Consider the following 22,171-nt stretch of genomic DNA (forward strand, 5'->3'; position numbering starts at 1 on the left):
TTATAAAAAAAGCAAATTTTATATTAAAATGAAAAAAAAGAATTGCAAAAAGAAGAGGCCTCAGAATAATCAGAGGCCTCTTTTGTAGAAATTTAAGAAATATTATTTCTTTATAAATTTAATGCTTTGAGATAAATCTTTATCATTTATTGTAATGATATAAGTACCTCTCGTTAATTCAGAAACTCTGACTTGATTGTTGTTAATTTCACCAGCTTTTACAATTTGTCCTACAGTATTATGAATCTCAAATTTAGCTTTGTTTGAAACTTTTGTTATATTTAAAACATCTGTTGCAGGGTTCGGATAAATTTGAATGCCCATTTCTTTCACAACTTCAGAAGTACTTAATACTTGAAGGATATTTATAGGATAATCTTCTATTTCACCATATGCATAAGCATTACAACCACTTGTTGGTTGGCTATCATATGTTAACATCACTCTCATAACCAAATTTTGTCCCGTGAAAGCATTTGCAGGAACAGAAAATGTTCCGCTTACCGGATTTATTGTACTCGGAGCACTAGACATAATCATTTCAGAATCGGTAAAGTTACCATCTCTATTAAAATCAATCCAAGCTGCTACACCTTCATTATAATTTTGTCCTGTCCATTGTTTAGATATACTTATAGCATTGTTCATAGAACCTTGAGAAAGAGTAATAACTTTTGAAGGGTCATTTACATAGCTTGTATATGTAGAAGCTGAGGAAGGATTAGATATAGCTGATCCTCCATTTGGCGTAACACTTACATTAGAAATATATTCGTCATCAGAACTTCCTGTTACATTCACACATGTTAAATAGGATAATGTACTAAAATTTATACTTGATGAGTAAGCACCTATTGTAGATCCACAAACGTTTGCCACCTGAACCTCATACTGACTACTTTCATCTAAACCACTGATATAGTATGCATTGGTACTTACAGCTACCGTAGTCCAAGTTGTTGATCCAACTTTTCTGTATCTTAAAGAATAAGTAGCTCCCTGCAAAGCATTCCAGCTAATATTGGCAGAAAATCTTGTTAATCCAGACACAGTCACGCCAGTAGCAGCAGATGATGAACATGTTGTAGACAAAGCAGCAACTGTAGCATTTCCGATTGCATAAAAAACGTTACCAATTGCACTTACTCTAATTTTCACATTTGAGCCTGTCGCTAGAGAAGAAAAAGAATAGCCTTCTGCTCCGTCGTTTGGAGTTGAAGGACTTATTACAACCCAAGAATTACCATTATTTGTAGTATACTCAATTTTTACATTTTGAACATTGTAACCATTACCGTTAGTTCCTACAACATCCCAAGTTATAGCTCCTGCAGAATTATTATAGACAGTACTTGAAGTAACCATAAAAGGACCTTCATTCCCTACATCAATTTTTTGCAATGCTGAACTGGTTTGTTGCTGTGTACTTGTAGGGTTATTATCTCTTGCAGTAAACATAAAGTTAGTTCCTCTTGCCACTGTTGATACAGCTTCCCAATCTGCTAACGAAATTAAACTACCTCCTAAAACTGTAGCTAGCTTAGGAAAATATCTTGTTGGACTACCAGAAGGAAGTATTGATCTGAATAATGGTCCCGTAGGAGTATCCCCATTGATAACTGTAACTGGAATCTGAGAATCATCATATTGCTCCCACGTATAAGTCATAGGGTTTCCTTCTGGATCTGTTGCATTACCCGTAAGGACAAAAGCAGTACTTTTAGGTATCAAATAATTTGTAAAAGGAGTGATAACCGGAGGATTATTTGCAACTGTTGTTTCAACATCACAAGTTTTTGAAATCAAATTATTTTGAATTTGAATAAGACTTGCAACATGAAAATAAGGATCAGAATTTGACTGTACATCAGCATTAGTAATTCCTGCATAACCCATAATCGTAGATCCAGAACCAGGCTCCATATTAACCCCAGAACCTTCTAAATTATGTGTAAATGTATGATTTGCACCCAATTGATGACCCATTTCATGAGCTACATAATCAATATCAAATGTATCTCCTTGGGGAATTGCATTTGCTGGTGATGTGTAACCTGAGCCTTTTTGTTTAGAAGTAGAAGAGGTTGGGTTTACACAAATACATCCAATACAACCTGCATTTCCACCACCACCACTTTTACCAAACAAGTGGCCTATATCATAGTTATCATTTCCTACATTTGCGGTAAGAGTCTGCTGTAATTGTACGTTCCAGTTTGCCATTCCCGCTGCTGTTGCATTAGAATAAGGATCTGTAGCAGCGTTTAAATAAATAATATTAGGGAAATTTTGCAAAATAAGATGCAAGGCCATATCTTTTTCAAATACACCGTTTACTCTTGTTAAGGTAGCATTTATAGCAGTAAGTGCACCCGCTACAGTTCCTCCAAAATAAGCAGTATATTCTCCTGTAACAGACATTGCCAATCTTAAAGTTCTATATTTCTTATCTGATGATTTTGCAAAATCAGAAGGATTACTACTGAAAGATTTTTTTGAGTTGTAAAGTTGAGCAATCTGTTGCTTTGATAAAATATCTTCATCCATTGAACATAAAAATCCTTTCGATCCTACATCGGTAGTTTTAGGATGAACTCCATATAGTGTTTTAGATTCATCAGCGGGTTCAATAAATTCATATTGTCCATTTTTAATAATCATTGACTGAAAATCATTTGGAGCAACTGAAAATCTCACATGCTTTGCAGGATCATCAATACCCACACCGACATATGAACCAAGCTGATATTGATCAGCCAATTCTTTTACAACAACTGGAAAACTGTACACAGCAAATTTTTCGATTTTCCCCTCCAAAGTTGGAAGAGAAATTTCTACAGATTTTGAATTTGCTCCCATTTCCTGAGCAAGACTCAATTGATTCCTAATGGCATTGATATCTAACTTATAAAAGCTTCGAATATTAGAAGCCACATTTAACTTCTTTTCATAACTCGCTGGAGTCCATTGTGCAAAAGCAACTCCTCCAATCAAACTACAAAATAAAGCAGTAATGAGTTTTTTCATATAATTGAACTATTTTTTAATTGACAAATATATGTGTTTAAATTTATTAATATTCCTAAAAATCATACAGATATGTTAAAAATTAAAACATGGCAAAATCTATTTATAAATTAATCTCAATTTTCCAGCTAATCATAAGTCATATTTCATTAAAAAGTATTTGTGGAAATATCATATATTAACCTGGTTTGGTTTTAGCAAAAAAATTTAGGATATAAAAACTCTAAAAGAGCCATCACTATAGAACTTCGCAAAATGAGTACTGCAATTTTAATCGTTTTTGCAGGAAGTTTCGATAAGCTTTTAAAACATAAAAATGGCCGGGATTTCTTCCGGCCATGATTAGTTAAAACCTGCTCTTTTTTATTTTAAACATATCTGTCTTAAAACTTATATGCTATATTCCAGGCAAAGCCCATTGTGAATTTATTGGAGCTTTTTCCAAAACCGGGAACGATCATCGGAACTACATCGTCCTGTTTTCCGGCAACAACCAAATATCTTGGCTGCATATTTACATCAATGTAGAAATTAGATTCAAATAATTGTACTCTTCCGCCTAAAGTGCCTTCCAGCCAGAATGAAGACTGTGAAGACGATGGCATAGAGACAGAAGAACTGTTTCCGGCAAATCCTCTTACCGGAATTGCCATATATTCCTGAGTATAAAATGCACCTGCAACTTTTCCGCCTCCGTAAAATCCGTTAAAATCATTTTCACGGTCTCTTGCCAACATGTAAAAACCACCAATTTTCATGAAAGGTCCGTTTGCAGCAGCATCGTATCCGTTTTTTTGGTAAATATTTTTATCAAAACCAGCCTCTATAATTCCGTGGAAATTGTCTTTAATTCTTGAGGAGATAAATCCCTGAAACATTTGTCGGTCTGAGAAAAATGAAACCCCTCCATTGAGAAGGTCTACTCCGACCATAAAGTTGGGTTCGTATTTCCATTTTGGCTTCACGGCTTCTTCTTTTTCCTGTGCAGAGAAGATCAGCAAACCGAAAACACTAAAAATTAAAGAATAAATTAGTTTTGTTTTCATTTTCTATAAAATTTTGACCTTGTTCCACACTTTTTAAAGAGTTTGGAGCTGATAATACTGAGTTTACATTTTCGTAATTTCTTTTAACGCCGCATCCGGGAGACACATATATAGATTTTGTCGTATAATTTACCCGAACTCTTGTAGAATCTTCCTGAGTGGTAGTTTTTACATAAAGGTCGGTAAAAGGAGAATCATCTACACGCAATGGAACAAATACAGAATCCACTGCAGTTTTCCATCCCAGATCTATCGTATTGGTTCCAAGATCAGCATACACTCTTATAGAATCCAGCACTGTAATCTTATCCTGTTTTTTAAACATAATTTTTATTCTCGGTGTACCTTCACCGCTGTCACAAATATCATCATCTCCTCCACAAGAAAAAAGTGATGATAGTGCGAAAATGAATAGAATGAATCTTAAATATTTCATACTTTTTATTTTGGATCTAAAGCCTTCTCAATACGGAAAACCAAATCTTCATAATGATATTTATTAACCAAATCGTTTGAAACTGTTTTGGCAGCAAGATCTTTTTTAATGGTGTTTAAATTTCCTCTTACGATTGCGGATACATCAGATTTATCAGAATTTTTAGTATCAATTAATTTAATTAAATTCTCTACATAATTTCTCTGAAGATTTCTTCCGTACATATCTGCATTGTCTTTTTTAATAATTGAATTATTCAGATCTGAGAAAAATTCGACCAAAGAATATGAATTCTGATCAACTGCTTCCGACTCATATAAGCTCTGAAGAACAAACGGGCTTAAAACTCTTCCTAAAACTCCATTCTGAATTTCTTCAATCGTTTTTACCGGTGCTTTTCCTGTTTTCTCAAAAATATCTTTTTTAAGCAGCCATTGAGGTGTTGTGAAAATATTTTCATTTAAAAACTGCATCGCTTCTTTCTGATCTTTTTTTGCGACAACTTCGTAAACCGAACCAGACTGTTCTGCCGTTTTCGGAGTTTCCATTTGTCCGCCAATATATTTTGAAACGTGACCTAAATACCTTCTGAACTGCGTCGTTACCTGATCGTACATTAAATCAAGATTTTTATAATCTTCGTTTGGTGTTTTCGTCCAGTCGTTCAGATTATCTACAATTCTTTTCAGGTTTTTAATTCCATATGTACTTGCAATCATAGCATTATCACCTACCTGCTCACTCTGAGATCTCGGATCTAACGGATTTGATTCTGTACCAAACCAAAGTCTTTCATTTTTAAGGTTTTTGATGACCCATTTATTCAGAAATTCTTTTTCTGCATCCGGAGTTTTAAACTGATTAAATCTTTTATACCCCCACTCGATTGCCCAATCGTCGTAATCACCAATTCTTGGGAAAATTCCCGAATCGCCAATATTATCTTCGGGCTGCGCTACATAATTAAATCTTGCATAATCCATAATCGAAGGAGTATGACCGTTTTTCTCCAGCCATTTTTTATCTCTTAATTTTTCCACAGGAACCGTAGAACTCGAACCATAATTGTGTCTTAATCCTAAAGTATGCCCAACTTCATGTGAAGAAACGAAACGAATTAATTCACCCATTAATTTCTCATCAAACTCCATTTTTCTGGCTCTTGGATCATTAGGTGAAGCCTGTACAAAATACCAGTTTCTCAATAACAACATCACATTATGATACCAGTTGATGTGACTTTCTAAAATCTCACCTGTTCTGGGATCAGCAATGGATGGTCCTGAAGCATTGGGTACATCAGACGGTTTATAAACAATCGCAGAAAATCTTGCGTCTTCCAGACTCCATTCTGTATCAACTTTTGGATCAGGTATTTTTGCTACGATTGCATTTTTAAATCCAGCTTTTTCAAAAGCTTTTTGCCAGTCATTCACTCCTTGCATTAAGTAAGGAACCCATTTTTTTGGAGTTGCAGGATCAATATAAAATACAATTGGTTTTGCTGGTTCCACCAATTCACCTTTGTTATATTTTTCTAAATCCTGAGGTTTTGGTTCAAGACGCCATCTTTTCACCAAAGATATTCTTTTTACACCTTGAGGATCTAAATCAAAATCGGTATAAGCCACCGTAAAGTATCCAACTCTGGGATCAAAGTATCTTGCCTGCATTTTGTTTTCAGGAAGAAGAACAAAAGAAGAGTTAATTTCTACCGTATAATTTCCGCTGATTTTTGGTGCAGGCCTTCCCGGAACAGCCGGAGTTACAGGTGCTCCTAAAGTTCTTGCGAACGTTTTAGTGGTATTAATTTCAATATTGGTCGGGAATGATTTCACAAAATTCACAAAAGACATATCTTTCTGGAAAGTCCCTACTCTGTAAGAATCTTTAGACCAAACAGAAAATGAAGTCAGTTCGTTATCAGAATTTAAAACATCTGTAACTTCAATCACAGAAGAGTTTTTCTTTACCCCGTAAGCTTTTACATCAAAAGATTTAATGATCGACTGCACGTTATTTCTCGTCACCGAATTATACATCTGCGATGTAGAATCTTTAGCGTAATCAACATGAGAAATAGAACGAAGCAAAATTTTATCTTTCGGACCTTTTTCAAAAGCAATTACCTGCTGCCCGATCTGATCTCCGGCATACCCTGAAGTTCCGGAACGCATTCCAGCCGCTGCTTTCGTTAATCTTGTCACCAAAAGAAATTCCTTTTTCAGCATAGAATCAGGGATTTCAAAATAATATTTATCGTCAACTTTATGAACCGTAAAAACACCCTGATCCGAAACCGCTTTATCAGTAATGATTTCTTTAAAAGGCTTTATCAGGCTTTTCTTTTTATCATCTTTTTTTACAACAGCAGTATCTTTTTTTACCACAGCCGCTGAATCTTTATCTTTCTCCTGAGAAAATAAATTTTGCTGAGCGAACAATAGTGCACCAACCAAGAAAAAAGTTTTACAGTTCTTTATCATATTCATTAAACTTTTGATTTTATATTTTCAAATTTAATTAAATTATTTTTTAATCAGTAACGCAATATTTTCAACATGATGCGTTTGCGGGAACATATCTACCGGTAAAATTTTCACCAAAGTGTAATGATCTTTCATCAAAGCCAAATCTCTTGCCTGCGTTGCAGAATTACAGCTTACATAAACTACTTTTTCAGGAGCTAATTTTAAAATCTGCTCAACCACTTTTTGGTGCATACCGTCTCTTGGTGGATCGGTAATTAAAACATCAGCTTTTGGATGGTTTTCTAAAAACTCATCATTAAAGACATTTTTCATATCTCCGCAATAGAAAGTCGTGTTCGTAAGACCGTTCAATTCAGCGTGTTCGATAGCCGCATCAATTGCTTCCTGTACAGATTCAATTCCGATGACGTGTTTAGCATTTCTTGCAACATACTGTGCAATCGTTCCTGTTCCTGTGTATAAATCGTAAACGACTTCATCACCTTTTAAGTCGGCAAATTCAAGAGTTTTTCTATATAATTCTAAAGCTTGTTTATAATTTGTCTGGAAAAACGATTTCGGACCGATTTTAAATTTTAAACCATCCATTTCTTCCATTAAAAATCCTTCTCCAAAATAAACATTGACATTCAAATCATAAATTGAATCATTTTGTTTTGGATTAATCGCAAAAACCAACGTTTTGATTTGCGGGAATTGCTCCAACAAGAAGTCAAAAAGCTGAGTTCGGTTTTCTTTTTCTTCTCTGTAAAGCTGGAATAAAACCATCCATTCTCCTTTAGAATTTTGTCTCATCATCAAAGTTCTCAAAAAACCTTTCTGACTTTTCACATCGAAAAAATCTAAACCTTTATTTTCAGCGAATTTTTTAACTGCCAAACGAATTGCATTCGAAGGATCTTCCTGTAAGTAGCATTCTTTTAAATCTAAAATCTTGCTCCACATTCCCGGAATATGAAAACCAAGCGCATCTCTGCTTCCAAAATTTTCTTCAGAACTGATTTCATACTGAGAAAGCCATCTTGCGTTTGAAAAAGAGAACTCCATTTTATTTCTGTAGAAATATTGCTCTTCTGCACCCAAAATCGGAACGGTTTCAAAATCTTCAATTCCGCCAATTCTTTTGATATTGTTATAAACTTCTTCCTGTTTAAAATCAAGTTGCTTTTCATAGCTCATATTCTGCCATTTGCATCCACCGCAAGTTCCGAAGTGAATACATTTTGGCTCCACTCTAAAAGGTGATTTTTCAACAATTTCTTTTACTTCAGCCTCAAAATATTTTGATTTTGATTTTTTTACTCTTGCATTCACAACATCTCCGGGAATAGCTCCCGAAATCAACACCGTTTTTCCTTCTTCAGTTTTTCCGATAGCTACGCCTTTTGCTCCTGCTGCAAAAAGTTTTATATTTTCAAGAATTACGTCTTTCTTCTTTCTCATAACAATTCACTTTGACGGAAAATAGCTTCCTACTCTACATTCCGTCCAATTTTTCTATTTTTTCTAATAAATTCCCTGAAACCTTTCAGTTTCAAATCTGTCTGCAAAAATACAATAAAAAAAACCTTATCCGAAGACAAGGTTTTCTTTATATTTTATTTAAGTTTTTATTTTTTTGCTTCTACAGGAGCCGTTTCAGTTTGCGGAGCTTGCTGTAATGCTGAAGGATCAAGCTGCAACTGAGCTTGAGGATTCACTTTTGGGGCAGATAAACCTGTTTGCTTATCCAAAACGGTAATCAAATCCTGATCTCCAAGGTTGTTGAATGATCTGCTTGCAATTTTACCGTTTTTATCAACGATTACAAAGCTTGGCAATTTGAAACCATAAACACCATATTTTTTAGCAATATCTGAGTTTAAACCTCCGTCACCATAAACATTTGTTCCTGGAATTCCTTTTAATAAAGCATTGCTTGTTTTTGTAAACTGATCTTTAGTATCATCAAGATTTACGAATACAAAATTCATTTTAGACTTGTAGAAATTTACAACTTCTTTCAAAACAGGAACCGTTCCTTCAGCGATGTAAGGATTCCAAGATGCATAAAATACCATCATGTAAGGTTTTCCTTTGTTCTCGCTTAATTTGTAAGCTGAACCGTCTTGTTTTACCAAAGAAGCTTCCGGAGCATCATCACCAACTTTAAATCCGTTGATTGCAAACTGCATTTTTTTCAAATCTGCTTTAATGGTAGCATCTTTGATATCTTCTTCGATGATTTTTTTGATTTTATCAGTAGTCGCAGCCGGAGTTTGCGGATGAATATCAGACTGAGCCATTACAAAAGCCAGTAAATAATCTTTTTCAGTCTGAGAAACTTCTTTCTGACCTTTTAAATATTCACTAAATAATTCTGAAGTCGTAATATCTGTTTTACCCTGCGCTTTTGCCTGAGCGAAAGTCTGGAAGCCTGAACTCATTTTTGTTAAAAGATATTGTCTGTAAAACGGACTCATCTTTATCATTGCATCTTTATTCTCCTGAAGTTTGGTTTCATAATCTGTGAAAACTTTTCCCAATTTGAATGAAGGATTATTACCCGACATTTGCTTTTTAGTCATTTCATAATTTACCATTAAATTAAGAATTGCCACTTTAGCATCCGTTTTTTTCCATTCTACTACCTCTTTTCCAGGATTGAATTTTTTGATGTTTTCTTCAATATTTTTATTAATATCAGCTTCAATTTTCTGCATTCCTTTTACATACTTCGCTTCATCACCCGAAGCCAATTCCTGAATATTAAGAGTCTGACCGTAAGTCATCAAGAATTTCTGACAAGCCTGAAAGAAATCATTGTCAGCTTTACCATCACCTGTAACTACATATTCATTCGGGAATGTAGCAGAATTACCAGAAATATTTATAGACTGACCTCCTTTAAGGAAAATCAAATTTTGCTTTCCTGCATAATTGATAACATACATTCCATTTTTTGGAGCTTCAAAACTTCCTGAGAAATTTCCGTCCTTATCAATACCAATATTTACCAAAGGCAATGTAGCAACACCTGAAGCTTCAGCAAAATCAATTCTCTCTAATGGAGAACCACCTGCAATTTTTCCTTTTACTTCAACTTTTTTTGAACAAGACACTGCGAATATTGCAATGACAAACATCAAAAGATATTTTTTAATCATTTTCGTATTATAATTTTTTTTGAATGATTGAATTTCAGATTTCATTTTGTTTATAAATAATTTAGCAAAAATAAGTTTTTCCACTCAACTAGATATAATCTTTAAACTTATTTTATGAAACATTTAACTAAAAATCGCCTTCTTTGAAGAAGACGATTTTTATGATTTATTTTAAAACAGATTATCCTCTGTCTGCATAAGCAGCCATATACTCTCTGTTCATTCTTGCGATATTTTCAAGAGAAATTCCTTTAGGACATTCTACTTCACAAGCTCCTGTATTTGAACAGTTTCCGAATCCTTCATCATCCATCGCTTTCACCATGTTCAGAACTCTTCTTTTTGCTTCTACTCTACCTTGAGGTAACAATGCGTACTGAGAAACCTTAGCTCCCACGAATAGCATGGCAGAACCATTTTTACAAGTAGCTACACAAGCTCCACAACCAATACAAGCTGCAGCATCCATTGCTTTATCTGCATCTTCTTTAGGAACCGGAATTGCGTTGGCATCAAGCGTATTTCCAGAAGTGTTGACCGAGATAAATCCACCTGCAGCCATTACTCTGTCAAACGCACTTCTGTCTACCATTAAATCTTTGATGACAGGGAATGCCGCACTTCTCCAAGGTTCAATAACGATCGTTTCACCGTCTTTGAACATTCTCATATGAAGCTGACACGTTGTAATTCCTGTATCCGGACCATGCGCTCTACCGTTGATGTAAAGAGAACACATTCCGCAAATTCCTTCACGACAGTCGTGATCAAAAGCGATTGGTTCTTTTCCTTCGTTGATAAGATTTTCGTTCAGAATATCCAGCATCTCCAAGAATGAAGAATCTGTAGATACATCTGATATTTTGTAGGTCTCGAACTGACCTTTAGTTTTCGTATTTTTTTGTCTCCAAATTTTCAGAGTCAAGTGTAATCCTTTTTTCGCACTCATAATTTATATATTTTCAGTGTGGATATTTTGTTTAATAATTGGTTCTTTTTGTAAAAGTCGTACTAAATCTTTGTAGTCTTTTCTTTGTTTAACTAAATTAGGTTTCGAAAATTTTGTAACGATTATACTGCCTTTGAAATTCAAATTTTTGAAACAATTTTTAGTATCTTCAATTGTTGATTTTAACTGAAATATACCTTGTTTCACATCGCTGCCTTTTAGTTCTACATATATGATTTCGGTATCAGTTAATACTGCAAAATCACATTTTGTTTCTTGTTGTTTTGATTTGTAGACACAATCTTCAAAATCAATAATGTTAAACTTCTTTTGCCTTTTATTTTCAACTAACAACCTAGAAGTTCCACCTTTTTTATCCTTTAGTGTTTTCCTCTTATCTGAAAATTCAGAATAGCACTTTTCTAAATCTTCACATTTAATCATTATCAATATCTTTCGTTTTACTTATTTCAATTGCCAATAATTTATCAAAAGTATCATTTATTATTTCCGAAACACCATCTAAAGCATCTATATTAATTAATCCCTCTTCTTTATCAATTAAGCTCGTAGATTTACCGTATGACAATAAATAAACTTCAACATCTTTAGAATTCAACCAATATTTTTCATTTACAACTTCTGTAACTTCATTTTCAGCTTTAAATTCAGTGGCAACTTTATACGCATACATTAAATTATTTATAGAACTTAATATATAAGGAGAATGTGTAGGCAATAAAAACTGATGGTTGAAGTTATTCATAGATTCTACAAAGAACTCTACTAAATCTTTTTGTGCTTTTGGAAAAAGATTAATTTCAGGTTCTTCTGTAATAAAAGTTTTACTCTTTTTTCTATTATTATAATGCTTGATAACTAAGATAATAGGAATTAATGATTGATAGCCACTTGCACTCTTACTTAAAGAATAATATTCATTCTCATTTTCTTTTCTAATCTTTCCATCTCCATTTAAATTTTTAAAGTAAATATTTAAGGGATCTATCTTAACTTCTTCTCCAATAAATGATTTTGAAATTTGGTCTAACTTAGCAAATTGGACAAAAAGAGAATCAGATAAATTTTGAATTGAATTTTTCCCTAGAGAAAATATGGACTGTAAACCTCTTTCAGTTGGTATAAAAAATGGATTTGATAATACAGAAGCAATTCTTTCTTGGTAGAAATAAATCGGAATGTTTAAGTTAAATTGTTTTTTTTGAATATTATTATACTCATTTATTAACTCTTCAAATTGAGATGTTTTTGGAGTTAATTCTAAATTAAAATAAGGCTTTTTACTAAATTCTTTATCTATCCAAGGATCAAAATCACCATATTTCGATTTACATATTAAATCGTAATGCTCAGAAAAATATTCAATATGTGAATTTTCTTTAACATATTCAAAAATACCCCAATTTTCTAATCCAATTGAAAAATAACTATCATTATTTTCAAACCGATCAACGATATATGAAAAATATCTGCAAACTGCTAAAACCTTAGCAACAGTACTTTTCCCTGTTGCTTGCTCACCAATAAGAATAGTCATCTTACCCAAATTTAAATCAACAGATTTTATGGGACCAAAATTTTTTATGACTAACCGTTCCTGCATTTATTTGTAACTTCTCGCTTTAACTTCGATGTTCTCGTAAATAAGATCTTCTTTATGCAGAACTTCATTCTTAATATCATCACCTTGATATTCCCAAGCTCCTACATATTTAAAGTTCACATCGTCTCTTTCAGCTTCACCTTCCGGAGTCGCATGATCTTCTCTGAAATGTCCTCCGCAAGATTCATTTCTGTGTAGTGCATCAATTGCCATTAACTGTCCAAGTTCGATGAAATCTGCTACTCTGAACGCTTTTTCAAGCTCTGTGTTCATCCCTTCAGTTTCACCCATTACTTTTACATTTTGCCAGAAATCTTTTTTCAATTCGTCGATTTCTGCAATAGCCTGTCTTAAACCTTCAGGAGTTCTTCCCATTCCGACCTTATTCCACATAATGTGTCCTAATTTTTTGTGGAAATGATCTACTGAATGTGTTCCTTTATTATTAACAAAGAAGTTTACTTTGTCTTTGATTTCTTTTTCAGCCGCATCAAATTCAGCAGAATTGGTAGGAATTTCTCCTGTTCTGATGTCTGCAGAAAGATAATCAGCAATTGTGTAAGGAAGAACGAAATATCCGTCTGCCAAACCTTGCATTAATGCAGAAGCTCCCAATCTGTTGGCTCCGTGATCTGAGAAGTTTGCTTCTCCAACAACGAAACATCCAGGAATTGTAGACTGCAAATTATAATCAACCCAAACACCACCCATTGTGTAGTGAACGGCAGGATAAATTTTCATTGGAGTTTTGTAAGGATCATCCGCAGTAATTTTTTCATACATTACGAATAAGTTACCATACTTTTCTTCAATCCAGGCTTTTCCTAAGTCGTAGATTTGTAGTTCTGTAGGATTCTGAATATGTTTTTCGATGGCAGATTCTTTACCTTTTTTCATGATTTCTGTAGAGAAATCTAAGTAAACACCTTCTTTAGTATCATTATTTTCGATTCCGAAGCCAGCATCACATCTTTCTTTACCCGCTCTTGACGCAACGTCACGAGGAACCAAGTTTCCGAATGCAGGATATCTTCTTTCTAAATAGTAATCTCTATCTTCTTCTTTAATATTTTCAGGTCTGAGCTTCCCTTCTCTGATTGCTACTGAATCTTTAATATCTTTAGGAACCCAGATTCTTCCAGAGTTTCTTAATGATTCAGACATCAAAGTCAGTTTAGATTGTTGTGTTCCGTGAACAGGAATACAAGTCGGGTGAATCTGAACATAACAAGGATTTGCGAAGTAAGCTCCTTTTTTGTGAATCTTCCAGGCTGCAGAAACGTTTGATCCCATTGCGTTCGTTGAAAGGAAATATACGTTTCCGTAACCTCCTGAAGCAATAACGACTGCGTGAGCTGAGTGTCTTTCGATTTCACCTGTCACTAAGTTTCTTGCGATGATTCCTCTTGCTTTTCCATCAACGATTACCAATTCAAGCATTTCGTGACGGTTGTACATTTTTACTCTTCCTTTACCGATTTGACGGCTTAATGAAGAATATGCACCTAATAACAACTGTTGACCAGTTTGTCCTTTTGCGTAGAAAGTTCTTTTAACCTGAACTCCACCGAATGAACGGTTATCTAATTGTCCGCCATAATCTCTCCCGAAAGGAACTCCTTGAGAAACACATTGGTCGATAATATTTGCAGAAACTTCAGCTAATCTGTAAACGTTTGCTTCTCTCGCTCTATAATCTCCACCTTTAATCGTGTCATAAAATAGTCTGTAAGTAGAGTCACCGTCTCCCTGATAATTTTTAGCTGCGTTGATCCCTCCCTGAGCTGCAATTGAGTGCGCTCTTCTTGGAGAATCCTGGTAGCAGAATGCTTTTACATTATATCCTTGTTCAGCCAGTGTAGCTGCAGCAGAACCACCTGCCAAACCTGTACCAACAACAATAATATCAATTTTATCTCTGTTGTTTGGTGCAACAAGGTTCATATGGTCTTTATGATTTTTCCATTTGTCTTTTAACGGACCTGCAGGAATTTTTGAATCTAATTTACTCATAATTAGTATGTGATATTATTGAGTTACGTAATGAAAAATTGCAATAAAAATAAAGCCCGCAGGAATCAGGATTGAATACCAATTTCCGAAAGCTTTGATTACCGGAGTGTACTTTGGGTGTCTCGCTCCAATTGATTGGAATGAAGACTGGAAACCATGCGCTAAGTGTAAACCTAAAAGCACAAAAGCAATCACATAAAGAACTACTCTCCAGATATCGTGAAATTTGTGGTGTAATTCTGCGAAGTATCTTGTTTCATCCGGAATATTTCCCTGGATGTATTTGTAGTTCATTTCCGGAAAATAAAAATCATAGAAGTGAAGAACAAGAAACGCAAGAATTACCGCTCCTGAAATAATCATGTTTCTAGACATCCATGTAGAATTTGCTGCACCATTATTGTTTGCATATTTTACAGGACGTGCTTTGTTGTTTTTAATTTCTAAAACAAAACCCATCACAAAGTGAAAGATCACAGCAAACATAAGAATCGGCTGCATCAAATACTGCACCGCAGGATTATATCCCATAAAATGTGACGCCTCATTAAAAACGTCTTCACTGAAAACAGACATCATATTGGTAGACATGTGCATTACCAAGAAGATCAGCAGAAACATTGCCGAAAGTGCCATTGCATACTTCCTACCTATTGTAGAACTTGTTAAACTTGCCATATTAAGCTCAAATTTGAATTTCCACAAAATTAGGAAATGTTAACAATACTAAAAGTGAGAAATCTCACTATTAGACAGTTTGTAATGTTTCTAAATAAGATTTTTAACGGTATTTATTTCAAGAGAAACCTACAAAACCTGAGATTACTTTAATTGATAAATCTTGTCTTCAAACTTCACTATTTTTGCAGAACTCGGAATATTTTTAATTACGAAATTATTTATTCTCCGTGAAGACAAATAAGGATTAATAACATATTGTCGAATTTTATTTTTGTCTTTCTCAGAAGTCACCCAAAATTCTACTTTATGTCCTTTTTTGATTGAGATAATTGTCTCTTTTTTATAATGATGGATAAGAAATTCATCTCTCTTATTTTCAAATACATTGAATGAAATTCTAATAATTAAAAATACGAAAACGACCATCGTTAAATTTGATATGCTTTTCAGGCTGAATTTATCCAAAACAAATTTCAGAAAATAAACGATCCCAAACAGAGCAAAAACCTCAGCTAAATGTAAAGGAATATTTTCAAAAAAGACAAAATCAAAGCCCGCAAACCAATGAATGATTTTCAATAAGATTTGAATTAAAAAATCATAAATAGTATTGATAAATTCAAAATCTAAATTGAACCCGATTAATGCGGTCATCACAAACGAAAAAACAATAATCAACTCTGAAAAAGGAACGATAAAGAAATTTGCCAAAACAGAAATCAAAGAAAACTGGTGAAAATAATACAAAACCAATGGCAAAGTCATCAATTGTGCAGAAATAGAAATGGAAACTGTATTGTAAATAATTTTTTTGAAATAATTATCCTGCCTCGGAAGATATTTTAAAATTGGTTGATTCAGCCAATAAATTCCCAAAACGGCAAGAAAACTCAACTGAAAACCGACATCGAAAATCTGCTGAGTGTCAATCATTAAAATAATCATCGCAGAAAGTGCCACCGAATGCAATAAATCTGGTTTTCTTTGAAGCAAAACATATATAAAATACACAGAAATCATAATGCATGAGCGTACTACAGAATTTCCGAATCCGATGAAAACAGCAAAAATCCAGATTAAGAGCAAACTGGTAATGATTGCATATTTTTTAAATTTAACCGGCGAAAACCTCATCATTAAAAAATAAAACATCCCGAAAATAACGACAATATGCGTTCCTGAAATCGCCAGAAAATGCACCAAACCGGAACGGTTAAAATCCTGAACGGTTTCAGAATCTATTTCTGTGCGGTCTGCGAGAATAATTCCTTTTAAAAATTCACGACTGCGAAAATTCATCGTAGAATGATCGATTTCCTGTAAAGTTTCTAATCGCTTTTGCTTAGTTTTTTCAGAAAAACTTAAATCGTTTCTTGTTGCAGAAGAAATTTCTCCATTGACGAAACACTGGTAATGAATATTTTTTCGCTGTAAATATTTAGAATAATCAAACTGAAAATCGTGCTCTGGAGATTTGGGTTGAAGAACGTAAGCTTTTGCTTTGTAATAATGAGCGAAATCTAATTCCTTTTGATCCTTTTCTACGATTACGATCGCATTAAAAGACTGATTTTCAACCTCAGCGAAAACTTCATACTTTTTATATTTTTCGTTTGAATTTAATTTTTTTGAAACTTTAAAAATTATGGTTTCATTGGTTTTTAAATTAAATTTTTCTTTACTCAATTGATTGTAAAAATGAAACGAAATTCCTAATCCGAAAAATAAACTTACGAGAAAAACATTTCTAAGCTTGAATAAAATCCTTTTTTTCTGAAAAAGTAATCCAAAGACAAGAAGAGAAAATAGTAAAATCAGATAAATAGAATACAGTTCAAAAGAAAACTGATCCTGAAAGAAAATTCCAAGGATAAAAGAAATGACAAGAATCAAGAGAGGTTGTCTGTCCAAAATCATTTGTGTTTGTACAGACTAAGTTAGAAAATTTTTGAATGCGAAAATTAAATTATGCTACTTTTTTAGATTTAAAATAATATCGGCTGCATTTTCACTCGCTCCTTTTCCGCCTAATTTTTCTCTAAGTAATTTAAAATCTTGAAGCATTTCACTTCTTTTTTCACCATCAATAATGAAATTTAATTCTTTGACAAGATTTTTTGTATTGAGCTTGCTTTGAATTAACTCTTTCACCACTTCCCTATCCATAATCAAATTTACCAAAGAAATATATTTGATATTTTTCACCAGTCTTTTGGCAATAGCGTAAGAAATTTTGCTTCCGCGATAACAGACCACTTCGGGAATATTCAGCAAAGCAGTTTCTAAAGTTGCCGTTCCAGAAGTGACCAAAGCGGCTTTTGAACATCTCAGCAAATCATAGGTTTTGTTGGACACAAAATGCACATTTTCATCAACATACTTTTGATAAAAATCTTTATCTAAACTTGGTGCGCCCGCAATCACAAACTGATAATTTTCAAAATGCGGACGAACTGAAAGCATGATTTCAAGCATTTTTTCGACTTCCTGTTTTCTGGAACCCGGCAAAAGTGCAATGATTTCTTTTTCGTTTAAACCATTTTCAGATTTAAAATTTTCAATATTAATTTCCTGAAGTGATGATATTGCATCTAACAGAGGATGACCTACAAAATGAGACTTCACGCCGTGTTTTTGATAAAAATCTTCCTCAAATGGCAAAATTACCATCATTTCATCTACATATTTTTTGATGATTTCTACGCGACCTTCTTTCCAGGCCCAAAGTTGAGGAGAAATATAATAGATTACTTTAATGCCCAATTCTTTGGCGAATTTTGCAATTCTCAGATTGAAACCGGGATAATCAACCAAAATCAGAACATCGGGTTTATTATTTTTGATGTCTTCTTTGCAGATTTTTATATTATTTAAAATCGTTCTCAGATTCATCGCCACTTCAAGAAACCCCATAAAAGCCAGATCGCGGTAATGTTTTACCAAAGTTCCGCCTTGTTTCTGCATGAGATCTCCACCCCAAAATCTGAATTCTGCGTTGGAATCTTTTTCTCTTAAAGCTTTCATTAAATTGCTTCCGTGCAAATCTCCGGAAGCTTCACCTGCGATGATATAATACTTCATAAACGATGAGTAATGATTGACGATTGATTTTCTGAATTTCAAATATCAAAATTCAGATTTCAAATTTGAAATAAGTAATTTTGCGTCAAAGATAATGATAAAAATGTCAGAAGAATTTGAAATAAAAAATAAAGTAGCCGCAAGTGGATTAATCAATTTCGACCTTACCGATCTGGTTCCGAAAGGTGCAAGAAAAGGAATTGACTTGAAAGATTTTCTATTTATGGAAATGGTTTTGAAAGAAAAAGATTTCCGTGAAAAAGTGGCTGCAATTAATGTAGAAGATTATAGAGATTCTTATGTTTATGTCTATAATTCTGCAGATGCAATTGTTCCGCTCTGGGCCTATTTTTTAATTACTGCAAAATTGACCGACGTTACCAGGAAAATCGTTTACGGAAATTCAGAAAATTTAGAAATAATTCTGATGCATGATGCCATTACCAATCACGATTTTTCTGAAATGAATGGCAAAAGAGTGTTAGTAAAAGGCTGTTCAGACAAACTGATTCCGGAAAATGCTTATGTAGAACTGGTAGAAAAAATTCAGCCTATTGTAAAATCTCTGATGTTCGGTGAAGCCTGTTCTAATGTTCCGATTCTGAAAAATTAATGCTGAGTTTTGAAAAACTATCGCCAGTTATTCTTTTTGGGGCATTTCTTATAATTTATATTCTAGGAAGTTTCTCTAAAATACCATTTGGAGACTGTATAGGATTTGCTTTGTTGACTGAAAAAGGACAATTCATTGATTCTACATCTACTTATGCGCATTTTCTGTACAGCAATACTTTAGTTTTAATTAAAAAAATATTCCCGTTTATTAAAAGCAGTGAAGTGGCAAGATTGGTAACTATTCTTTCTGCAGCTTTGTGCATTCCTATAGTTTACAAAACCTCTTTATTACTTACAAAAAACAATTTGGTGTCTATTATTTCTTCCATTGTTTTCGGATTTGGCTTCTCGTTTTGGAAAAATACTGAGATCATAGAAATCTATACTTTTAATCTTCTTTTTATTGCCCTTTTTTTTTATTATACTTTACATGCTTTAATTAATGATAAGGAAAAACTGTATATTATTTCTTCCGTAATTTTAGGGATAAGTCTGTACAGCCACATTCAAAATATATTAATTTATCCTGCATTTGCTGTATTGGTATTTATTAAATCTTCAAGCAAAACAAAGTTTATTTCATTGGCTATTTTGGGAACTTTATTTCTTTCGCTTTTTATTTTTCCTTTAAAAAATAACGAACCGTTATCAGTTGTATATTCTTCTGGTGTAGTTTCAGAAAAAATTACAGATACGAATATTCTTAAAAGCTTCATCCTAAGTTTGGGATATTTATTTTATAATTTTTGGTATTTTATTATTTTTTCAATACCCGGAATGATGATACTTTTTAAAAGAGCGAAGACTATTTTCTTCTTTCTTATCGGCTCTGCAGCTCCAATATTTATTTTTTCTACCGTTTTTGGAGTTTCAGACAATTATGTATACTTTATTCCATTCAATTTTATTATTGCATTATTTATCAGTGTAGGTTTAAATAATATTTTTTCATTAAAAATAAAAAAACTGATTGCCCTTTCTTCATTAATGATTCCCTTATTTTATTTCGTTACTAATAAAGTGTTGAGTAAATCTGAATTTACAGAAAGTTTTGCCCAATCAAAATCTTACAAAGGTGGGTTGCGTTATTATCTTTTACCGTGGATGAATGACAATGTCGGGATATTGGAATTTACCATCGATAAAAAAAAATCTCCAGATCCTATGGATTGGATGACAAAATGTGCTGAAGAATACATTGAATTATTAAAAGATAAAAACTATACAGATCAGGAAATCAAAAAATTATAATTTTTACACATTGATACTATTTTTTTGATAACTTTGATTTTATTAACAAGCTAAAATAAACACAAAATGAGTTTAATCGACTTACTTACAGGAAACACCGGAAATCAGGTTGCAGAACAGGCTGAAAGCAAATTCGGAATCAGCAAAAATCAAATTATCGCACTTTTGGCAGTGGCTACTCCGCTTGTCATTTCTTATCTTAGAAACAAATCTCAGGATGCTGATGAAGCAGAAGCTTTGAACAACGCATTAGATAAAGACCATGACGGAAGTATCTTAGATGATGCTTCACAACTTGAAACAAGACAAAATGAGGGCGGATCTATCCTTTCGCATATTTTTGGAAGCGAAAAAAACACTGTTGAAAATCAATTATCTCAGAATACAGGAATTTCAATTGATAAAATCGGACCCATCTTGGCGATGCTTGCTCCTGTAATTATGGGTTATATCGGAAAAGAAAAGCAACAAAACAATGTTGGAGCAGGAGGTCTTGGAGATCTTTTAGGCGGAATTTTGGGTGGTGCTCAAAATCAGGCTCAGCAAGAACAGTCGAATCCTCTGAACGATATTCTTGGAAGTGTTTTAGGAGGTGGACAATCGCAATCTTCCGGAAATCCTTTAAACGATATTTTAGGAAGCGTTCTTGGCGGAAGCGGACAACAAAAACAACAAGGCGGTGGTTTAGGAGATATTCTAGGCGGACTTTTTGGAGGAAAGTAGTTTTTTAAACACATAATAATAAGATGTACCGGAGATTTTTTCTTCGGTATTTTTTATATCTAAATTTAAAATATTTTAAAATTTTAATAATTAATTATCGTAAAACAATAATTAATTATATCTTTGCAATAATAAAACATTAAAGCAATGAAATTACTTGGACCAAAATCTATCTCTACAGGACTATCTTACTTATTCCTCTCACTGTTTATCTTTTTGTTAATACACTCCTTTTACATGAGCTTTTTATTCGGAGTTGGCTACTACAACTACAATTACTCTGAGAGTCTATTATCCGATGTCATTGAAATAGGAAAATCAAAAGAAAATTATTCGCCTAAATTTGAGGTTTATTTTATCTTTAAATATCCATTTTCTAATCAACAAATGATGATGGGATTTTTCACAAAACAAACTGTAATGTTCCATTCGTTTCAAAATATATTCTTCTGTCTATTTTTTTTCTATTTGTATAAAATCTTTAATCATCTAACAAATCATAATCTTTTTACTGAAAAAATAATACATTATCTAAAAATATTTTCCATTATTAATATTCTATACGCTCCACTATATTTTTTCATTTGGGTATATCTTTTTAATGCCAGTTTAGATAGCTCTATGATTATTACGTGCTTAATTTTCTTCTTTTTAGGAATTACAATGTATTTCACTTCTGCATTCTTCAAAAAAGGTTATCAATTACAGTCTGAAAACGATCTAACAATTTAAATTATGCCAATCATTATTAACGTAGACGTCATGTTGGCGAAAAGAAAAATGCAGTCTCAGGAACTTGCAGAAAAAATAGGAATTACACAGGCCAATCTTTCCATTTTAAAAACCGGAAAAGCAAAAGCCTTAAAAATTTCAACATTGGAAGCAATTTGCAAAGCACTCGATTGTCAGCCTGGAGATCTCTTAGAGTATCTGCCCGAAAATAGTTAATCAGACTTTTTAATTTATAAAAAATAATCTAACAGACTTTTTAAACTTCCATATAATATGTAAAATTCTACATTGTGTTTTTGCAAAATTCTTATTTACCAATTTCTTGAAAATTTATTTACTGAATTTCAAAAAAAGC

The 22,171-nt window shown here is 33.2% G+C and carries 18 protein-coding genes; 5 read left to right on the forward strand and 13 right to left on the reverse strand.

All coding sequences use genetic code 11. The features are described from left to right. Positions 1 to 102: 102 nt before the first annotated feature. The 13 genes from ACOOWA_RS16845 to lpxB form a co-directional block, all read right to left on the reverse strand. Positions 103 to 3,027 carry a reprolysin-like metallopeptidase gene (locus ACOOWA_RS16845; RefSeq protein ID WP_421376973.1) on the reverse strand — a complete coding sequence of 975 codons (2,925 nt, stop codon included), beginning with the start codon at positions 3,025 to 3,027 and terminating at the stop codon, positions 103 to 105. 383 nt (positions 3,028 to 3,410) lie between these two features. Then, positions 3,411 to 4,073, reverse strand: a complete 663-nt coding sequence (locus ACOOWA_RS16850) for a DUF6048 family protein (protein WP_421376974.1) — start codon at positions 4,071 to 4,073, stop codon at positions 3,411 to 3,413. Then, positions 4,039 to 4,509, reverse strand: a complete 471-nt coding sequence (locus tag ACOOWA_RS16855; RefSeq protein WP_421376975.1) for a DUF6452 family protein — start codon at positions 4,507 to 4,509, stop codon at positions 4,039 to 4,041. The genes ACOOWA_RS16850 and ACOOWA_RS16855 overlap by 35 nt, the downstream gene beginning before the upstream one ends. Positions 4,510 to 4,514: 5 nt before the next feature. After that, a complete protein-coding gene (locus ACOOWA_RS16860) occupies positions 4,515 to 7,001 on the reverse strand; it encodes a zinc-dependent metalloprotease (protein ID WP_421376977.1) in 2,487 nt (828 codons plus the stop codon). A 36-nt stretch (positions 7,002 to 7,037) separates the two neighbouring features. After that, positions 7,038 to 8,444 (reverse strand): 23S rRNA (uracil(1939)-C(5))-methyltransferase RlmD, encoded by a 1,407-nt coding sequence (rlmD, locus tag ACOOWA_RS16865; RefSeq protein WP_421376979.1) that lies wholly within the window; start codon positions 8,442 to 8,444, stop codon positions 7,038 to 7,040. A gap of 167 nt (positions 8,445 to 8,611) precedes the next feature. Next, on the reverse strand, positions 8,612 to 10,192 hold the full coding sequence (locus ACOOWA_RS16870; RefSeq protein ID WP_421376980.1) for a TlpA family protein disulfide reductase: 1,581 nt from the start codon (positions 10,190 to 10,192) through the stop codon (positions 8,612 to 8,614). Between the two features lie 136 nt (positions 10,193 to 10,328). Next, on the reverse strand, positions 10,329 to 11,096 hold the full coding sequence (locus ACOOWA_RS16875; protein ID WP_267266974.1) for a succinate dehydrogenase/fumarate reductase iron-sulfur subunit: 768 nt from the start codon (positions 11,094 to 11,096) through the stop codon (positions 10,329 to 10,331). Positions 11,097 to 11,099: 3 nt separating this feature from the next. Next, on the reverse strand, positions 11,100 to 11,540 hold the full coding sequence (locus ACOOWA_RS16880) for a hypothetical protein (protein WP_421376981.1): 441 nt from the start codon (positions 11,538 to 11,540) through the stop codon (positions 11,100 to 11,102). Continuing rightward, positions 11,533 to 12,720, reverse strand: a complete 1,188-nt coding sequence (locus ACOOWA_RS16885) for an AAA family ATPase (protein ID WP_421376982.1) — start codon at positions 12,718 to 12,720, stop codon at positions 11,533 to 11,535. The genes ACOOWA_RS16880 and ACOOWA_RS16885 overlap by 8 nt, the downstream gene beginning before the upstream one ends. Then, positions 12,721 to 14,733: a fumarate reductase/succinate dehydrogenase flavoprotein subunit gene (locus tag ACOOWA_RS16890; protein ID WP_421376983.1), complete on the reverse strand. Its 2,013-nt coding sequence runs from the start codon at positions 14,731 to 14,733 to the stop codon at positions 12,721 to 12,723. A 15-nt stretch (positions 14,734 to 14,748) separates the two neighbouring features. Further along, positions 14,749 to 15,411: a succinate dehydrogenase cytochrome b subunit gene (locus ACOOWA_RS16895; protein ID WP_421376984.1), complete on the reverse strand. Its 663-nt coding sequence runs from the start codon at positions 15,409 to 15,411 to the stop codon at positions 14,749 to 14,751. A 144-nt stretch (positions 15,412 to 15,555) separates the two neighbouring features. Then, a complete protein-coding gene (locus ACOOWA_RS16900) occupies positions 15,556 to 17,331 on the reverse strand; it encodes a ComEC/Rec2 family competence protein (protein WP_421376985.1) in 1,776 nt (591 codons plus the stop codon). A gap of 54 nt (positions 17,332 to 17,385) precedes the next feature. Next, the gene (gene lpxB, locus ACOOWA_RS16905) at positions 17,386 to 18,495 is read right to left on the reverse strand and encodes a lipid-A-disaccharide synthase (RefSeq protein WP_421377152.1); all 1,110 of its coding nucleotides are present in this window, start codon (positions 18,493 to 18,495) and stop codon (positions 17,386 to 17,388) included. A gap of 103 nt (positions 18,496 to 18,598) precedes the next feature. Here lpxB and ACOOWA_RS16910 point away from each other — a divergent pair, with 103 nt between their 5' ends. From ACOOWA_RS16910 to ACOOWA_RS16930, 5 genes are all read left to right on the forward strand, one after another. Continuing rightward, on the forward strand, positions 18,599 to 19,108 hold the full coding sequence (locus tag ACOOWA_RS16910) for a DUF2480 family protein (protein ID WP_421376987.1): 510 nt from the start codon (positions 18,599 to 18,601) through the stop codon (positions 19,106 to 19,108). Then, a complete protein-coding gene (locus ACOOWA_RS16915; protein ID WP_421376989.1) occupies positions 19,108 to 20,361 on the forward strand; it encodes a protein O-mannosyl-transferase family in 1,254 nt (417 codons plus the stop codon). The genes ACOOWA_RS16910 and ACOOWA_RS16915 overlap by 1 nt, the downstream gene beginning before the upstream one ends. Positions 20,362 to 20,427: 66 nt before the next feature. Further along, a complete protein-coding gene (locus tag ACOOWA_RS16920; RefSeq protein WP_421376990.1) occupies positions 20,428 to 21,084 on the forward strand; it encodes a DUF937 domain-containing protein in 657 nt (218 codons plus the stop codon). A 420-nt stretch (positions 21,085 to 21,504) separates the two neighbouring features. Next, entirely contained in the window at positions 21,505 to 21,816 is a 312-nt protein-coding gene (locus tag ACOOWA_RS16925; RefSeq protein ID WP_421377154.1) for a DUF2975 domain-containing protein, read from the forward strand. A gap of 3 nt (positions 21,817 to 21,819) precedes the next feature. Further along, a complete protein-coding gene (locus ACOOWA_RS16930; RefSeq protein WP_421376992.1) occupies positions 21,820 to 22,032 on the forward strand; it encodes a helix-turn-helix domain-containing protein in 213 nt (70 codons plus the stop codon). Positions 22,033 to 22,171: the final 139 nt, after the last annotated feature.

The sequence above is a fragment of the Chryseobacterium sp. GP-SGM7 genome, assembly GCF_049166575.1.
Taxonomy (GTDB): Bacteria; Bacteroidota; Bacteroidia; order Flavobacteriales; family Weeksellaceae; genus Chryseobacterium.

Excerpts from the sequence above, each read along its gene's own strand:
- ACOOWA_RS16845 (WP_421376973.1), bottom strand. The coding sequence starts at position 3,027 with ATGAAAAAACTCATTACTGCTTTATTTTGTAGTTTGATTGGAGGAGTT.
- ACOOWA_RS16850 (WP_421376974.1), bottom strand. The coding sequence starts at position 4,073 with ATGAAAACAAAACTAATTTATTCTTTAATTTTTAGTGTTTTCGGTTTG.
- ACOOWA_RS16855 (WP_421376975.1), bottom strand. The coding sequence starts at position 4,509 with ATGAAATATTTAAGATTCATTCTATTCATTTTCGCACTATCATCACTT.
- ACOOWA_RS16860 (WP_421376977.1), bottom strand. The coding sequence starts at position 7,001 with ATGAATATGATAAAGAACTGTAAAACTTTTTTCTTGGTTGGTGCACTA.
- rlmD (WP_421376979.1), bottom strand. The coding sequence starts at position 8,444 with ATGAGAAAGAAGAAAGACGTAATTCTTGAAAATATAAAACTTTTTGCA.
- ACOOWA_RS16870 (WP_421376980.1), bottom strand. The coding sequence starts at position 10,192 with ATGAAATCTGAAATTCAATCATTCAAAAAAAATTATAATACGAAAATG.
- ACOOWA_RS16875 (WP_267266974.1), bottom strand. The coding sequence starts at position 11,096 with ATGAGTGCGAAAAAAGGATTACACTTGACTCTGAAAATTTGGAGACAA.
- ACOOWA_RS16880 (WP_421376981.1), bottom strand. The coding sequence starts at position 11,540 with ATGATTAAATGTGAAGATTTAGAAAAGTGCTATTCTGAATTTTCAGAT.
- ACOOWA_RS16885 (WP_421376982.1), bottom strand. The coding sequence starts at position 12,720 with ATGCAGGAACGGTTAGTCATAAAAAATTTTGGTCCCATAAAATCTGTT.
- ACOOWA_RS16890 (WP_421376983.1), bottom strand. The coding sequence starts at position 14,733 with ATGAGTAAATTAGATTCAAAAATTCCTGCAGGTCCGTTAAAAGACAAA.
- ACOOWA_RS16895 (WP_421376984.1), bottom strand. The coding sequence starts at position 15,411 with ATGGCAAGTTTAACAAGTTCTACAATAGGTAGGAAGTATGCAATGGCA.
- ACOOWA_RS16900 (WP_421376985.1), bottom strand. The coding sequence starts at position 17,331 with ATGATTTTGGACAGACAACCTCTCTTGATTCTTGTCATTTCTTTTATC.
- lpxB (WP_421377152.1), bottom strand. The coding sequence starts at position 18,495 with ATGAAGTATTATATCATCGCAGGTGAAGCTTCCGGAGATTTGCACGGA.
- ACOOWA_RS16910 (WP_421376987.1), top strand. The coding sequence starts at position 18,599 with ATGTCAGAAGAATTTGAAATAAAAAATAAAGTAGCCGCAAGTGGATTA.
- ACOOWA_RS16915 (WP_421376989.1), top strand. The coding sequence starts at position 19,108 with ATGCTGAGTTTTGAAAAACTATCGCCAGTTATTCTTTTTGGGGCATTT.
- ACOOWA_RS16920 (WP_421376990.1), top strand. The coding sequence starts at position 20,428 with ATGAGTTTAATCGACTTACTTACAGGAAACACCGGAAATCAGGTTGCA.
- ACOOWA_RS16925 (WP_421377154.1), top strand. The coding sequence starts at position 21,505 with ATGTTCCATTCGTTTCAAAATATATTCTTCTGTCTATTTTTTTTCTAT.
- ACOOWA_RS16930 (WP_421376992.1), top strand. The coding sequence starts at position 21,820 with ATGCCAATCATTATTAACGTAGACGTCATGTTGGCGAAAAGAAAAATG.